General features: G+C 46.1%; 15 protein-coding genes. 9 read left to right on the top strand and 6 right to left on the bottom strand.

Going from position 1 to position 15,183, the window contains the following annotated elements:
- Window positions 1-69 precede the first annotated feature (69 nt).
- The 3 genes from SDEN_RS02475 to hemE all read right to left on the bottom strand — a co-directional run bounded on the left by SDEN_RS02475 (window position 70) and on the right by hemE (window position 5,047).
- Complete coding sequence (locus tag SDEN_RS02475) at window positions 70-2,061, bottom strand: TonB-dependent copper receptor (RefSeq protein ID WP_011494928.1); 1,992 nt, start codon at window positions 2,059-2,061, stop codon at window positions 70-72.
- Window positions 2,062-2,402: 341 nt separating this feature from the next.
- Entirely contained in the window at window positions 2,403-3,749 is a 1,347-nt protein-coding gene (locus SDEN_RS02470; protein ID WP_011494927.1) for a glycerophosphodiester phosphodiesterase family protein, read from the bottom strand.
- A 233-nt stretch (window positions 3,750-3,982) separates the two neighbouring features.
- The gene (gene hemE, locus SDEN_RS02465; protein WP_011494926.1) at window positions 3,983-5,047 is read right to left on the bottom strand and encodes a uroporphyrinogen decarboxylase; all 1,065 of its coding nucleotides are present in this window, start codon (window positions 5,045-5,047) and stop codon (window positions 3,983-3,985) included.
- 553 nt (window positions 5,048-5,600) lie between these two features.
- On the opposite strand from hemE, the gene SDEN_RS02460 reads away from it, so the two are divergent.
- Window positions 5,601-6,068, top strand: a complete 468-nt coding sequence (locus SDEN_RS02460; protein ID WP_011494925.1) for an Rsd/AlgQ family anti-sigma factor — start codon at window positions 5,601-5,603, stop codon at window positions 6,066-6,068.
- Window positions 6,069-6,225: 157 nt separating this feature from the next.
- Here the strand turns inward: SDEN_RS02460 and SDEN_RS02455 are convergent, their stop codons facing one another.
- From SDEN_RS02455 to SDEN_RS02445, 3 genes are all read right to left on the bottom strand, one after another.
- Complete coding sequence (locus SDEN_RS02455; protein ID WP_011494924.1) at window positions 6,226-7,281, bottom strand: MJ1255/VC2487 family glycosyltransferase; 1,056 nt, start codon at window positions 7,279-7,281, stop codon at window positions 6,226-6,228.
- A gap of 44 nt (window positions 7,282-7,325) precedes the next feature.
- Window positions 7,326-7,829, bottom strand: coding sequence for a phosphatase PAP2 family protein (locus SDEN_RS02450; protein WP_041405979.1), 504 nt, complete (start codon window positions 7,827-7,829; stop codon window positions 7,326-7,328).
- 336 nt (window positions 7,830-8,165) lie between these two features.
- Window positions 8,166-8,420, bottom strand: a complete 255-nt coding sequence (locus SDEN_RS02445) for a YgjV family protein (protein WP_011494922.1) — start codon at window positions 8,418-8,420, stop codon at window positions 8,166-8,168.
- A gap of 374 nt (window positions 8,421-8,794) precedes the next feature.
- On the opposite strand from SDEN_RS02445, the gene rraA reads away from it, so the two are divergent.
- The 8 genes from rraA (at window position 8,795) to tatC (ending at window position 15,124) form a co-directional block, all read left to right on the top strand.
- A complete protein-coding gene (gene rraA, locus SDEN_RS02440) occupies window positions 8,795-9,280 on the top strand; it encodes a ribonuclease E activity regulator RraA (protein ID WP_011494921.1) in 486 nt (161 codons plus the stop codon).
- A 163-nt stretch (window positions 9,281-9,443) separates the two neighbouring features.
- A complete protein-coding gene (locus tag SDEN_RS02435) occupies window positions 9,444-10,460 on the top strand; it encodes a formimidoylglutamase (protein WP_011494920.1) in 1,017 nt (338 codons plus the stop codon).
- Window positions 10,461-10,565: 105 nt separating this feature from the next.
- Window positions 10,566-11,321, top strand: coding sequence for a bifunctional demethylmenaquinone methyltransferase/2-methoxy-6-polyprenyl-1,4-benzoquinol methylase UbiE (gene ubiE, locus SDEN_RS02430; RefSeq protein WP_011494919.1), 756 nt, complete (start codon window positions 10,566-10,568; stop codon window positions 11,319-11,321).
- Window positions 11,321-11,941: a ubiquinone biosynthesis accessory factor UbiJ gene (locus SDEN_RS02425; protein ID WP_011494918.1), complete on the top strand. Its 621-nt coding sequence runs from the start codon at window positions 11,321-11,323 to the stop codon at window positions 11,939-11,941. Before ubiE ends, SDEN_RS02425 begins: the two co-directional genes overlap by 1 nt.
- Window positions 11,938-13,587, top strand: a complete 1,650-nt coding sequence (gene ubiB, locus SDEN_RS02420; protein WP_011494917.1) for a ubiquinone biosynthesis regulatory protein kinase UbiB — start codon at window positions 11,938-11,940, stop codon at window positions 13,585-13,587. Before SDEN_RS02425 ends, ubiB begins: the two co-directional genes overlap by 4 nt.
- 103 nt (window positions 13,588-13,690) lie before the next feature.
- Entirely contained in the window at window positions 13,691-13,930 is a 240-nt protein-coding gene (tatA, locus tag SDEN_RS02415; RefSeq protein WP_011494916.1) for a Sec-independent protein translocase subunit TatA, read from the top strand.
- 6 nt (window positions 13,931-13,936) lie between these two features.
- Window positions 13,937-14,335 (top strand): Sec-independent protein translocase protein TatB, encoded by a 399-nt coding sequence (tatB, locus tag SDEN_RS02410; protein ID WP_011494915.1) that lies wholly within the window; start codon window positions 13,937-13,939, stop codon window positions 14,333-14,335.
- A gap of 3 nt (window positions 14,336-14,338) precedes the next feature.
- Window positions 14,339-15,124 carry a twin-arginine translocase subunit TatC gene (tatC, locus tag SDEN_RS02405; protein WP_011494914.1) on the top strand — a complete coding sequence of 262 codons (786 nt, stop codon included), beginning with the start codon at window positions 14,339-14,341 and terminating at the stop codon, window positions 15,122-15,124.
- Window positions 15,125-15,183 lie beyond the last annotated feature (59 nt).

Below are 15,183 nucleotides of genomic sequence, written 5' to 3'. Positions count from 1 at the left end.
CCCCATCCCACCAGCTAGGTGCTGCTTTGCCTCCTTGCAAAAATACGTATCTCAGCCTGCCTGAACCGCTTAAAACTCATAAGTCAATTTAGCCCAGAAGTTACGGCCTGATTCGTTCACTTGGAACATAGGCTCACTGCCGGGTAAGTCATTGCCACCCGCCGCTTTACTGATGTGCTCGGCGTAAGCAATATCAAACAGGTTCTCTACCCCTAAAATTAACCGTAAGTGGTCGTCATAATTCCACGAAGCATTGATGGCAACTGTACCAAAACCACTAGACTCGGCTAAATCTTGACCCACTATGTTGCCATGGCCGATTGTCACTCGATGTTGAGAATCAACCACTCGCCACAAGAGTCCTGCAGCCCATGCATCTTTTTGATAGTTCAGTGAAAATTTAGACTCAAGCGGTGACACCTGACCTAAGTCAACATTATCAGTGTCGTTATCACCTAAGGTGTAGCTTAAGGTCACTTGGGCCGAAAAGTGTTCGTTAACATCATAATCTATGCTGGCTTCACCGCCGTACAAGGTCGCATCGATATTACGGGCCACTGTCATTGGGCCGGTTGAGTCAACTAAGATGTAGTTATCTAACTTGCCGTAGAATAATGAGCTTGAAAACACTAAGCCATTGTCATAGATCCAGCCGATATCCAGCTGATTGGTTTCTTCAGGCTCAAGATCAAAGGATTTTTGCATTGGATTGCTGGCACTGGTTTTCATGATTTCCCAGTAATCAGGCACCCGCTCAGCGTGACCTACACCGGCATAATATTGGCTGAAACCATCACGGTACTCATAACGGGCGTAACCGCTAAATACATCGTCAGCTCGATTGCCTTTTTGACCCACATAGAGATCGGTATCCCAATTGTCATAACGCATACCAGCAAATACCTTGCTGTGGTCAAGATGATAGACAGATTCAACAAATAAGCCCCAGTTGGCGTATTCCATATTCTTCATAAACGGCTTACGCAGCAAATCATCCAGGCCTTTATCTTGCATCATATTGATGCCGCGGCCTTGGTGATCGCTTTGCATATGATCGACCCCCAGGGTGAGATCCCAATTCATCATAGGGGTTAACCCTAACCAGAAATGGCCGCCACTGGTACTGCGCATCACATCCATGCCCATGTTTACGCCGCGATCAAACTGATCCATGATGTGATCGTTTTCATTGCTATAAACTTGAAAATCAACATTTTTTAGTAGCTCTGAATCGAAATCATGCTGCACTAACAAGGTATAACTTTCGTTATCGATTTGGCGCGCCTTGTTAAGGCGATCCGCATATTCAGCCTCACCTTCTGACTGACCCATTGCGAATTCAATCACAGTATTTTCTGACGGTGTCCAACCCAAGGCGACCTTGATATTGTCTCTGTCGTAGCTTGATTGCACTGGATTATCGTTACCGTCCTTGTAGTGATCGCTGCTGGAGCTGTCCATATCAAAATCGACATAATAATCGGCATTACCCGCCACAAATTCAATGATGCTGTCTTTTCTATCAAAACTGCCGCCAGTGATGCTGGCGCGGCCAATAATGCCGCGTTCGGTAAAGCGATGGCGATTTTTCTCAAACAAGACAGTGCCCGCTGAGCCCACGGGACCATATTTCACCGTTTGCGGACCTTTTATCACGGTAATTTCATCATAGGATTCTGGATATATGTAATTAGTGGGTGGGTCCATACGGCCACCACAGGCGCCATACACGTGCTGACCATCATCGACTATCGCAAGACGTGATCCTCCCATACCGCGAAATGAGGGGTCGCCGCCCATGCCGCCTTTACGAGTCACACTAAAACCTGGAATGGTTTTCAAAAAACCTGAACCTTCAAATGCGGGCAGTGGCAAACGTGGCTTCTTGGGATCGCTAACCACGTTAACAGGCTCGCGCATCACATCCCCTGTGACCACAAGGTAATCGTTACACTTTTCATCTTTAGTGCAATTGTGCTGCTCTTGTGCCTGCACGCTGGGTTGCATCGCCATCACTAACGCGCCCGCTAATAAGCTTAATTTGAAGTTGGTCTTTCCCATTACATCACCTCGATTTTGTATTACTGCTTTATTTTGAGGTGATTATTCACTTTCATAACCAGCATTCAATATGAATGTTATGGTTTGCGACACTTTGTCGCACCTAGCTTAAGCTATTGTTATTAAATGGCTAAATGTGTGACAGACTCGATGATTTCACTGGGTTAATTGGGCTATGATTGCAAAACTTTTGTGCTAAATATGATTGATGTAACACTGACAAAAAAGCCTGCGTTAAGCAGGCTCTGTATTGAGCTAATCTTCAAGCTATCACTTTGTCACCAGCCCCTGAATTCGTCATCCATGACCTGAATGATCTAGACCTATGACTTCAGACTGCCCTAGCTTTTAGCCATGCAATTAGCATAGAAGGCCACTGTGGCTGGCCAATCTGAAAATACCCCTATCACCCCAACCTCAGTGGTAAGCACATGCAATAACTCAAGGGCATTCCCTTCATCATTGATTGCTTCGGTCACGCTTTGGTAATACCAACCGCCGCCCTCTTTTAATAAACCTGAGCGCTCTAAGGTCCAGCTAATAATCTCAAGTTCAGCAGCCTTTGCCGCTTTAGCATACTCAGAAGGGACTAATTTGTTATTCTCATCTAAGGTCACTAATACCCACAGAGGCGGTGCAATAATCTTCACTCCAGCATTACTAAGCTCACTCATACTCGGTGACCAAGTGCGGCTGTCCTGCGGGTCAAAATCAGCCAAATCGTATCTGTCATCTAAGTACACAGCTTGTGCTGCAAACTCTGGGGCGTTAGCAATCCAGTATTTAACATCCTCTAAATTAAAAGATTGTGGCATGACGTCAGTGGCCGCAACCCCAGCCTCTGTGTATTCGTCTAGCATTTTCTGGGCATAATCCTGCTGACTAAAACCATCAAAAGGCATCACCACATCCGCAGACTTAAGCTCTGGCGTCATCTTAATGCCAGCGGCTTTAAACATAATGATACTCTCAGCATGGGTCATTAAGGTGCCGCTGCCTGAATATAAATTTGTGCGCCAATCTGGCGTACCTTGCATGTAAGCTTCAACAGTCGTGGCTTGGGGGTTGGCGCCATCCATCTTGCCGCTCAAACGCTTAAAATCAGCCAAAGTTATGTCACTGGTGCAACATTTAGCCGATGCTGGTACTCCGTTAGCCGCATCTGCGGGGCTAAAGGGCACACTGCATTTATTGGCTAATTCTGGAATGGCTAAAATATTGGTGGTGGTTGCCAAATCGCATTGAGAGTGACGACAAACCAAGACTTTATCTGAGGTAAAGGTCACGTCGCACTCTACAACACCGGCGCCAGTATCTATGGCCGCTTGGTAAGATTCACGAGTGTGCTCTGGGAACTGCATGGCAGCGCCGCGATGACCGATAGCAAAGTCGCTGCGATAAGTCTCATCCCCAATACACTGGGCTAAGCGAGTTTTTAACTCACTGTCTTGCATTTGATTCACTAAAAAAGCCGGTCTTGGTCCAACACTGACAGGTTTCTCTGCATTTATCCCCATGGTTTCAGCAAGCTTAGTACTCTGTGCTGGTGGAGTTGGCGTTAGTGTTTCAGCCGCCTTTGCTAGGGGTTTATTATCGCTATTACAGGCTGAGAACAGCGGTATTAGCAGTAAAAGCGAGGCCAGAGTTAATGAGGGATTGAGAGTCGAGTTGAACATACTAACGGGCATCTTGTCGTCCTTGGTATTGATTAATAAATCTTGCAGAGATAATTAATACGATTGGTATAACCCATAGATTAATGAGAACAAATGACACCTTTACTAATTCTTGATGACAAATTTAAGGCAAAAAAAAAGCGAGCTCTAAGCTCGCTTCATTCAGATAAAGGTACCTATTTAGGGTACATTTTATTTAAGATGTTTTTACTTATGGTACTTTTAGCTACTTATGATACTTTTAGCTACTTATGGTATTGGGGCGACAACTCATGCACTGAGTTGATAAAGGCGCCAGCGTGCTCTGGATCAACATGCTGATGAATACCATGGCCTAAGTTAAATACATGGCCAGTCCCCTTGCCGTAGCTTGAGAGGATTTGACCCACTTCCTGATGGATGCGCTCTGGGCTTGCATATAACATAGAAGGATCCATATTGCCTTGCAGGGCAACTTTATCGCCCACACGGCGACGAGCATCACCAATATCCACAGTCCAATCAAGGCCTAAGGCATCACAGCCAGTTTCAGCCATAGACTCAAGCCATAAACCGCCGCCTTTAGTGAATAAAGTCACAGGTACTTGGCGGCCATCGGCAAAACGAGTCAAGCCATCAACAATTTTCTGCATGTAACGCAGTGAAAACTCACGGTAGGCATGGTGAGACAATGCACCGCCCCAAGAGTCGAAAATCATTAGCGACTGAGCACCGTTAGCGACTTGAGCATTCAAATATAAAATCACCGAATCGGCAAGCTTATCTAACAACATGTGCAAGGCCGCAGGCTCGGCATAGGCCATTTTCTTAATTTTCTCAAACGTCTTGCTAGAACCACCTTCCACCATGTAGGTGGCTAATGTCCAAGGCGAGCCAGAGAAGCCAATCAAAGGCACTTCGCCCTTAAGCTCACGGCGAATCGTGCTTACGGCACGCATCACATAACCTAATTCATCTTCAGGATCTGGGATACACAGCTTTTTAATGGCATCCACAGTGTCAGTTGGACGCTCAAAACGTGGGCCTTCGCCCTCCTCGAAATACAAACCTAAGCCCATGGCATCTGGCACAGTTAAAATATCAGAAAACAAGATGGCGGCGTCTAACTTGTAGCGACGCAGTGGCTGCAGTGTCACTTCGCAGGCGAGCTCGGCATTACGGCATAGAGACATAAAATCGCCGGCCTGGGCGCGCGTTGCCTTGTACTCTGGTAAGTAACGTCCAGCTTGGCGCATCATCCATACAGGCGTTGCATCGACAGGCTGTTTTAACAGGGCGCGTAGGTAACGATCGTTTTTTAATTCTGCCATTTGGCTATTTTCCTAGACTGTATGAATTCTGCAGGGCGCTAGTTTAGCACTTTGTCGATTAGTCTCACCAGCATTGGAAAATTTATCTGTTCGATTGAGTGTGATTTAAGTCACAGAGTAATTACTGAGTTTATCTTGTCAGCAGCTTCAAGAGGTGTTCAGTGGCTGCTCTCACCTTTGGGTATAAACTTGTTGATGAAATGTGCAAAACCTCAGGTATTTAACCTATAAAGCATGCTTTTGGGTGAATAACGTACAACTTGATGATAAATGTGTTGCGACTTTGATAGCCCTTTGATATAAAAAGTTTGCGCTAGCAAGAACAATCAAGAAGCTCTACACATTGAGCCCTTTAGAACTACATTCACCCAGCAATGGTCTGCCATTGCTGGGTTTTTTATTGTCCTAAAATAGAAACAACTGTACCGTTGTAACGAAAAAATCAGATTATCTGGTTGGTTCAGTTGCAAATTATCACAAAACAGTTGATCCATCAGGGCTTTCTCCCATACATTAGTTGCTATGGATAGGTTACCAACTGAGTAGAACAATAATGTTAACGAAACTTGAACATGCCGAAAAGAAATGGGGTGGATCTCACAAGCTTATCGATCAATGGCTTAATCACCGTAGGATGTTACTTATCCAATATTTTAAGATCGCAGGACTCGCGCCTTACACCCGTCCCGATAAGAAACTTCCACCGTTCCAAACGGTGAAAAATTTCTGCGCTCAACTGGTGGATTATGTCTCAGAAGGCCATTTTGAAGTCTACGATCAAGTGGTGACCGCCTGTGAAGAATTTGGTGAATCCAGTCGCGCCGTAGCTCAAGCCTTATTGCCTAAGATCAGCGACACCACAGATATGGCCTTAGACTTCAACGATAAATACACTGAAGCCGACGATGAACAAGTCTTATACCAATTGGATAAAGATCTTTCTAAACTCGCCCAATCCATGGAAACCCGCTTCGAACTCGAAGACGAATTGCTAGAGATACTGCATAGTCGCCACTCGTAACAGGCTGCTAAAGCGTCCGTTTAAACGTTAAGACGAACTCTCCGACTAAAAAGAACTCAGTGTCTACCCATTCCTGAAAGGTTAGTTGATGCTAGCTAACCTTTTACAATGCATGAATAAACACAGGTGAGGTTATCATTCTCACCCTGCTACACGGCTAACTATCGTCTCTGTAATTCCAATTATCCGGTAACTCAACCTGTGACCACAGGCTATCGCACAAGTCTTGGGGCCGCTGCCAATCACCTTGTGCCAACCAAGTCGCCAATTCATCACCTGTTCTGGGATAATTAATCGGCTTGGGTGAAGGGGCTTTTAACCAGCGTCTCAGCTTGCCAGTGTCTAATACCGACATAGATTGCCCCGCGGCTAATAATTCCAAAGCGGCGACATTGGCCCCTTGTTCAAACTGCCCTTGCAATGGTTTCACCATAAGTTTTTTGCCTAAGGTCAGTGCCTCGCTACTGAGTTCAAAACCTGCATTCGCCACCACACCACCACATTCGGCCAAATGAGCTTTAAATCCGAGTCGACTAAATCCATACCATCGAATATGCTCAGGCAATGGCTTTATGGGCTTAGCCCTGTGATAGACCAAGAACTGATAATCATCGAAAGGCGTAAGAAAATCGGCGACTTCGTCAGCGTCCTCGAAGGGCAGGTAAACCAGTATTAGCTGCCCATGTTGATGGCTGATAGCCTGTACATCGACAAACGGTGGCATGATGGGACAGGCGAAATGATGCCAATGGCAGCCCAGCGCCATGTCCACAGGGGCAAAATGTTTGAGCAGTAACTCATCTAACCAAGTGACCCCTTGTTTGGGGACTTTATGGCAAAGCGCCGACTGATGGCTAATGCCTATTGAAGGGACTTGTTGGCGCTTAGCGGCCCACGCCGAAATAGGTTCGAAATCGTTAAGCACGAGATCGTATTGAGAGACATCCAGCTCATTCACCTCACGCAGAATAGCGCTGGCAAGATTTTGCTTCAAAGTTTTAGCCAGATGCACCTTGCCTTGCTCTGTCACGAAAGTCAGCCCTTCGTTGACCCGAAAATCTGCAAAACAGCTCATGTCTGTATATTGCTCAGCAACCCGACCTGAAAACAAGAAATCCACTGTGACTCCTACCTTCTTCAACGACTTGGCCATCACCCTGGCACGGCTAATATGACCATTGCCCGTCCCTTGTACCCCGTACAAAATACGCATAACACCTCCTTTGATTTATACGATTGGTATTAGTCATATCTCATCTATAACCAGCACAAGACCACACTTGCACTGCCAAGCCCTAGTGCCATGCCAGCTATAATATCCAAGGGATAATGCACCCCCAGCGCGATACGAGACCAGCCAATGGCACTGGCCCAAATAAACACCCAAGGGTTAAGAAAAGGAAAAGTCACAGCGATAAAACTTGCCACCATAAAAGCCGCTGCAGTATGCCCAGAGGGTAAGCTGAATTTATCAGCCGGTTCAAAGCTAAACTTAAGTTCGAGTAAGGCATGACAGGGCCTTGGACGACGTAAACTGTGCTTTAGGCCTAAATACAAAGGCAATTCAATGGCGAAGCCCCAAAGTAACTGATTAAAAAAACCAGCTCCCTGAGGATGAAACACCAATAAGCTCACACCTAAGCCTACATAAATCGGCCCATCTCCACTGCGACTGACTCGCTTTGCTAGCGACGTTAACCCCCACTCACGGCTCCAGTGGAGTAGATAACAGAACAGCCATTTATCTAATTTGGTCCACATATACCCATCCCTATCAATACCTGAACAGTGCGGTGCTGGGTTAGCAGCTCGACAGCCTTCAAAGATTAAATTAATCTGCTGCAGTGACGCTAACATGACAGAGAGGGGAAGCTTTTATGACGCTAGAGGTGGCGATTTAGGCTTAATTTTGGCATCTGGGTTTGTCGGTTTTTGCTTGTTTGATGATGCTGGATCTTTGGTTGCTTGATACAGAGCGATTGGTGCATGTGTTAACAAAAAAACCATAAAAAAAGGGCCACTCAATGGCCCGTGTATTACACTCTTATGACGCCCTGTGGATGACATCATGTATCGCAGCTAAGCTTATACTTAAGATTATGCTTCAGCGTCTGCTTTCACTGGCTTTGGCGCGCGATAAATTTTCACTAAATGATAAATATTAATACCGGCCACAAACGCATTCATGCCGGCAACTGGCCATGCATCAATGGCATAACCATAGGCGGCAAATAAACCGCAACCGACGAAGTTGATCCATCTTAGTAAGATGATGTCTTTCATCATCAAAGAAATCGCTACCATTACCGAGGCCACATAGCCTAGGATTTCAATCCAATTTACATTTTCCATAAGAACCTCTTTAAGGCTCTCTGCCGTCCGTATGCGTAACGAGGGATCCGTGCCTCTAAAGCAAACATGTTAAGTTAACTCAGTTAATCATCAGCTATTATGCTAGCAAAGAGTTCAGATAAAATGTAATAAAAAAACGTAATAGAATGACTTATATCATGCATTATTGACTAAACGGTTAAAAATGAAGGAAAATTACCAACATAATGGCAATTAATCAATTTCAAGCTGGGTTTAACCCCCTTGGCCGTGATAAATACCTGAGCCATTGACATCAATCCTGTGATTAATAACGCTTTTATTTTCATGAAAAGCTCATATAATCCACTAAACTTTGCCTAACTCAGCAGTTACTGCCCAATAGGAGTGTCACCATGGAATACAACACCTCAGAACTTTGCGACATGTACATAGATGTTGTCGATGTCGTCGAACCTATGTTCAGCAATTACGGTGGTTGCAGCTCTTTTGGCGGCGCCATTAGTACTGTTAAGTGTTTTGAAGACAATGGTCTTATCGCAGATGCGCTGCAAGAAGATGGTGAAGGCAAGGTGTTACTGGTCGATGGCGGCGGTTCATTGCGTCGTGCACTCATCGATGCCAGCATAGCCCAGATTGCCGTTAACAATAATTGGGAAGGCATCATAGTTTACGGTTCAGTGCGGGATGTCGATGCCCTAGAAGAGCTAGATTTAGGCATTCAAGCCCTAGCGTCTATTCCTGTGGGCGCCGAAGGCAACGGTGTGGGCGAGATTGAGTTGCCGGTTAACTTTGGTGGGGTGACCTTCCTGCCGGGGGATCACATCTATGCTGACAACACCGGAGTGATATTGTCCCCTGAGCCACTGGATATTGATTAATCCTGGCTACCGATGACAAACCAACATCCACCCTCGTTCACAAATTGGCGCCGGTAGATGCAATAAAGCCAGCCATGCTGGCTTTTTTTATATGAGTACTTTTGCATATGAGTACTTTCGTATATGACCACTTTTTATTATATGAGTCTATGTGAGGAATGCCATGTTTACCGCCTTTGACCAACACGCCTTAGATGCACTCCTAAGCCCCCGAAGTGGCGAGACCAAGTTGGGGCAAACAGTTGCTATATTGGACAGTGCCCTCCCCTTAGAACAAGCCCTGAGTCACGCCAAACAACAAGGAGCTCGCTTCGCCATCTTGGGCATTAGCGAAGACCTAGGTCCAAGAGCCAATTTAGGCCGCGGCGGCGCCAATGATGCCTTCAGCGCCGCCATGAGCCAATGGCTGAACTTGCAGTCAAACCGTTTCTACACAGGTAAAAACTGCCTTATCTTAGGGGAAATCACCCCGCCAGCATTAGCCGCAGATGCAAGCCTTGAGCAACTGAGACAAGCCACGCAAACGCTAGACGAGCAAGTCATCGCCTTAGTGAGTCAAGTATTTGATGCCGGCCTTGAGCCTATTGTTATCGGCGGCGGTCATAACAATGCCTTTGGCTTATTGATGGCAGCAAAACTTAGCCTAGGTGAGCCTCTAGCTGCTGTGAACCTTGACCCCCACAGTGACTTCAGGCCTAAAGAAGGCCGTCACAGTGGCAATGGTTTCAGTTATGCCGCCGCCAATGGCGCACTGGACCATTACCATGTACTTGGCCTACACGAGCTTAAAAACAGTGAAACTACCCTAGAACAACTGAGCTTGTTTGGGGGTAAGTGGCACACTTATCAGCAAATTTGGGTAAGACAAGAGCTCAGCCTCAGTCAAGCGTTAAAACAAATCGCTAAAGATCTTAATCAGACTCAACTGGCAGTCGGGCTTGAATTGGATGTTGATGCTATCAACACTATGCCCAGTAGCGCCTCAACGGTCGCCGGTGTGCCCTTAGTCGATGCACTGCATTATGTTCACTATATCGCTAAGCATTGCCCAACGGCGTATTTTCACATTGCCGAGGCGGCGCCAGCCTGTCATAGCGCAAACCTCAGCGCAGGATACCGTGATGTAGGTCAAAGTATTAGCGAGCTAATCTATGCTTACATACAGGGCCGCTGCGTATAGCGCAAATGCAGCCCCCTTTTTGAGCCTATTCGTCTATTCAATAACGGCCAAGAATATGCTCTAATGCGCCATTGATAATTTCGCAACGAGAACAGGAAAAATCACATGTCTGAAGGCGATTCTAATAAGACACATTTTGGCTATAAAACCGTTGAAGCCGATAAGAAAGCCGATCTCGTCGCCAGTGTATTTCACTCAGTAGCCGCGAAATACGACATAATGAATGACGTGATGTCATTCGGTATCCATAGATTTTGGAAGCGTTTCACCATAGAAACTGCAGCGGCCAGACCTGGGATGAAAGTGCTAGACTTAGCCGGTGGCACAGGGGATCTTACCGCCAAGTTTTCTCATTTAGTGGGTGAACGCGGTCAAGTAGTACTGGCCGACATCAATGATTCCATGCTAAAAGTCGGCCGCACTAAGCTCAGAGACAAAGGCATAGTCAACAATGTCAGCTATGTACAAGCCAATGCCGAAGCACTGCCGTTCCCAGACAATCATTTCGATATCATCACCATAGCATTCGGTTTACGTAATGTGACCGACAAGGATGCGGCCCTGCGCTCTATGCTTAGGGTATTAAAGCCAGGCGGCAAACTCTTAGTCCTAGAATTTTCTAAGCCTCAGCACGAAATGATGCGCAAAGCTTATGATCTCTATAGTTTTAAAATTCTGCCTAAGATGGGTGAAATCATCACTAAAGATGCTGACAGCTATGAATACCTTGCCGAATCAATCCGCATGCACCCAGATCAAGACACCCTCAAGGAAATGATGCAAACCGCGGGGTTTGAGCAAGTGGACTACACCAATATGACCGATGGTATTGTCGCCCTGCATAAGGGATATAAGTTCTAATGCAGCCCAATCACCTTGCCTTGTTGGCCTGCGCCGCGGTTGAACTTGGGTTTGACAAACTGCCGCCTCAAGCCAAAGCCGACTATGCTAAGGCCAAGTCACTCCATGGCAAAGTGTTTAAGCTGCAATTAACCCAACTGCCCTTTCCACTTCATCTAGTGTTTGCCAAGCAAATTCAAGTGTTGAGCCACTATGATGCACCTGTGCATGTGCAGTTAACTGCCGATGTCGCGACCCTTTATCGGCTCACTGAAGGCGCAAGTCTCAGTGAGCTGATTAAACAAGACAAATTGTCCATTGATGGTGACACTCAACTGCTGCAAGACTTCAGTCAGTTTTTAAAGCAGATCCGCTTCGACTTTGCCGAGCCTTTGTCGCGCTACTTAGGTGATGCCGCTACCCATAAAATAGTCACTCAAGCTAAATCCCTTCATCTGAGTGCCAAGCAAATATGTAAAGACACCGCCGAACATTTGAGCCAGCTGGCAACCGAGGAATATGGCCTCACCCCCCATAGAGGCGAATATCACGCCTATCGAGTCAATGTGGACAACATAGCCCTCCATACCCTAGCACTCGAACACAAAATCGCCTTGCTAAGAGAAAAGATCACCCCATGAGCATTTCCAGCCTGCACCGAGGTTACCAAGTCCTGCGCACCTTGTTGCACTACGGCCTTGATGAATTATTAGCTAAAGATAAACGCCCAAAATTATTCCCTTTAATACGTGGCTGTTTTTTTTGGATTCGAAACCAACACAAAGATAAATCCGCCGCCGAACGCTTAAAGCTTGCGATGCAAGAGCTCGGGCCTGTGTACATTAAACTCGGTCAAATGCTGTCGACCCGAAGGGATCTGCTGGATGATGAATGGGCCTATCAGCTTGCCATGTTGCAAGACAGGGTGCCTCCCTTCGATTCTGCCTTAGCAAGAGAAGCCATAGAAACTGAGCTTAACGCCAGTATCGACAGCCTATTCGATGATTTCGATGATGTGCCATTGGCCTCGGCATCCATTGCCCAAGTTCATAGCGCGACCCTTAAATCCAATGGCAAAGCTGTGGTGCTTAAGGTGCTCAGGCCCAATGTTGAAGCCTTGATCTTGGCCGATTTACAACTGATGAGCCACTGCGCTGCGCTGCTGGAACGTATACTGGGTGATGGCAATCGACTGCGGCCCGCTGAAGTGATTGAAGACTATAGGCTCACCATTTTAGGTGAGCTTAATCTTAAGCTCGAAGCCTTAAACGCCATTAAGCTCAGAAATAACTTCTTAGATTCTGACGCCTTATACGTGCCTTATATCTATGAAGATTTAAGCTTCACTCGCTTAATCGTGATGGAGCGTATTTATGGTATTGCGGTGTCAGACTTAAGCGCCTTAAAGGCCCAAGGGACAAACTTGAAGTTGCTGGCAGAACGTGGCGTCGAGTTATTTTTCACCCAAGTATTTCGGGATAACTTTTTCCACGCCGATATGCATCCTGGCAATATTTTCATTAGCCGCGACCATCCTGACAACCCTTATTACATCGGCCTAGATTGCGGCATCATGGGCACACTCACGGATGTGGATAAGCGCTACCTCGCAGAAAATTTCCTAGCCTTCTTCAATCGTGATTATCAACGAATCGCTCAGCTGCACTTAGAGTCAGGCTGGGTCAGTGAACATACAGATATTGTGGCATTCGAGCAGGCTATCAAGATTGTCTGTGAACCCATGTTCAATAAGCCCTTGGCAGAAATTTCTTTCGGCCATGTGCTGCTGGCGCTGTTTAGAACGGCACGGCAATTTAATATGGTGGTACAGCCGCAACTGGTGCTGTTGCAAAAGACCTTGCTCTATATCGAAGGCTTGGGCCGTCAACTCTATCCCCAGCTGGATTTGTGGCAAACCGCTAAACCTTTCCTCGAGCAGTGGATGGCTAAGCAAGTGGGCCCTAAAGCCCTATTTGATAAATTTAAATCGAATGCCCCTTTCTGGGCCGAAAAATTGCCAGAACTGCCTGAGCTTGTGTACGACAACTTAAAGTTAGGTCGAAAATTGCTGGGCACCCAGCAACAAATGCTGGATAAATATCTTAAATATCAACATAAAGCACATAAGAGTAACTACTTGCTTATCACTTCAGCTGTATTCGTGATCTGCGGCACAATACTATTTACTCAAGCCGTTACACTGTGGGCTTCGCTCCTTTGCCTAGGTACTGGCGCAGGGCTTTGGTTGCTTGGGTGGCAAGCAAGACCAAAGAATAGAAAACTTTAGCTAGCACTAATTTATCAGAGGTTCATAATAGTTAAAGAATTCAAAGATACACTTAAGATTACATTTAAACGTATTATTGTTGATTTATTAAGAGGATATATTCATGGGCGGCATCAGTATTTGGCAACTTCTTATCATAGCGCTGATAGTAATTTTACTGTTTGGCACTAAAAAATTACGCTCATTAGGTGGCGATTTAGGTGGTGCGGTGAAAGGCTTTAAGAATGCCATGACATCAGAGACATCTGAGGAAGAGAAAAAAGCCTTAGAAGACAGTCAAACTGCACAAACCTCACAGCAGGCCGAAAAAAAGCCTGAGTCAAAGGACAAAGAACAGGCGTAATTGACTATGTTTGACGGTATCGGCTTTATGGAGTTGCTGCTGATCGGTATTTTGGGGCTTGTGGTTCTCGGCCCCGAAAGGCTACCGGTTGCAGTACGTAGTGTGACGGGTTGGATCCGCGCCTTAAAACGCATGGCTAACTCAGTCAAAGATGAGCTTGAGCAAGAGCTTAAAATTGAACAGTTGCATGCGGATTTAAAGAAAGCCGAAAGCAAAGGCTTAGCGAATTTATCCCCTGAGCTGCAGGAGTCTATCGATCAGCTTAAACAGGCTGCCCAGTCGGTGAATCGCCCCTATCAGCTAGATGAATCGAATGAGCAAGAACCTAAGATAGCACCGCCTCAGGCAAACATAGCCGAGACTCCCACTCAATCTGGCGATACTCACTCGAAAAACAACGGATAAGCCATGTCGCAACAGTTGCCACTCATCAGCCATTTACTTGAGCTGCGCACCAAACTACTCAAAGCCATCGCCAGCGTATTACTGGTGTTCATTGCCAGCGTGTATTGGGCTAATGATATTTACCATTATGTGGCCATCCCCTTAATGGAGTCATTACCTGAAAATGGCAGCATGATAGCCACAGATGTCGCCGCGCCCTTCTTCGCGCCGTTTAAATTAACGCTGATTTTATCCTTTTTCTTAGCAATTCCCTACGTGCTGTACCAAATCTGGTCTTTCGTGGCACCAGGACTTTATAAACATGAAAAACGCTTGGTCATGCCGCTACTCTTGAGCAGCACCTTGTTATTTTATGCTGGCATTGCCTTTGCGTATTACATTGTTTTCCCTGTAGTGTTTGGTTTTTTTGCCAGCGCAGCCCCAGAAGGGGTGCAAGTGGCTACCGATATCAGTAGCTATTTAGACTTTATATTAAAACTGTTTTTTGCATTCGGCCTCGCATTTGAAATCCCAGTCGCCGTGGTATTACTCTGCTGGGCCGGCGTCACCACTCCCGAAGATTTGCAGACAAAACGCCCTTACATAGTGGTTGGCGCCTTCGTTATCGGCATGCTATTAACGCCGCCAGATATCATCTCCCAGACTATGCTTGCGGTGCCAATGCTGCTATTGTTCGAAGCGGGCTTGTTTGCCGCTAAATTTTATCGCAACAATGCCGATGATAATCAGCGGGATACTACAGATATCCCCAAGGATGAAGACAGCAGCGATAAAGACGTAACTAAATAATGCGCCAAATAAAGAGCGCTCGCATAGCCACTAGGCAAAAATTAATTACAAGAAAGGAA

This window comes from Shewanella denitrificans OS217, from assembly GCF_000013765.1.
Lineage (GTDB): Bacteria > Pseudomonadota > Gammaproteobacteria > Enterobacterales > Shewanellaceae > Shewanella > Shewanella denitrificans.
This window is presented reverse-complemented; position numbering and strand designations above follow the sequence as displayed.

What these genes read in the sequence shown, in the direction of transcription:
- rraA (WP_011494921.1), top strand. Translation starts at nt 8,795, where the DNA reads ATGGAATACAACACCTCAGAACTTTGCGACATGTACATAGATGTTGTC.
- tatC (WP_011494914.1), top strand. Translation starts at nt 14,339, where the DNA reads ATGTCGCAACAGTTGCCACTCATCAGCCATTTACTTGAGCTGCGCACC.
- SDEN_RS02460 (WP_011494925.1), top strand. Translation starts at nt 5,601, where the DNA reads ATGTTAACGAAACTTGAACATGCCGAAAAGAAATGGGGTGGATCTCAC.
- SDEN_RS02470 (WP_011494927.1), bottom strand. Translation starts at nt 3,749, where the DNA reads ATGCCCGTTAGTATGTTCAACTCGACTCTCAATCCCTCATTAACTCTG.
- SDEN_RS02425 (WP_011494918.1), top strand. Translation starts at nt 11,321, where the DNA reads ATGCAGCCCAATCACCTTGCCTTGTTGGCCTGCGCCGCGGTTGAACTT.
- SDEN_RS02435 (WP_011494920.1), top strand. Translation starts at nt 9,444, where the DNA reads ATGTTTACCGCCTTTGACCAACACGCCTTAGATGCACTCCTAAGCCCC.
- SDEN_RS02450 (WP_041405979.1), bottom strand. Translation starts at nt 7,829, where the DNA reads ATGTGGACCAAATTAGATAAATGGCTGTTCTGTTATCTACTCCACTGG.
- SDEN_RS02445 (WP_011494922.1), bottom strand. Translation starts at nt 8,420, where the DNA reads ATGGAAAATGTAAATTGGATTGAAATCCTAGGCTATGTGGCCTCGGTA.
- ubiB (WP_011494917.1), top strand. Translation starts at nt 11,938, where the DNA reads ATGAGCATTTCCAGCCTGCACCGAGGTTACCAAGTCCTGCGCACCTTG.
- ubiE (WP_011494919.1), top strand. Translation starts at nt 10,566, where the DNA reads ATGTCTGAAGGCGATTCTAATAAGACACATTTTGGCTATAAAACCGTT.
- hemE (WP_011494926.1), bottom strand. Translation starts at nt 5,047, where the DNA reads ATGGCAGAATTAAAAAACGATCGTTACCTACGCGCCCTGTTAAAACAG.
- tatB (WP_011494915.1), top strand. Translation starts at nt 13,937, where the DNA reads ATGTTTGACGGTATCGGCTTTATGGAGTTGCTGCTGATCGGTATTTTG.
- SDEN_RS02455 (WP_011494924.1), bottom strand. Translation starts at nt 7,281, where the DNA reads ATGCGTATTTTGTACGGGGTACAAGGGACGGGCAATGGTCATATTAGC.
- SDEN_RS02475 (WP_011494928.1), bottom strand. Translation starts at nt 2,061, where the DNA reads ATGGGAAAGACCAACTTCAAATTAAGCTTATTAGCGGGCGCGTTAGTG.
- tatA (WP_011494916.1), top strand. Translation starts at nt 13,691, where the DNA reads ATGGGCGGCATCAGTATTTGGCAACTTCTTATCATAGCGCTGATAGTA.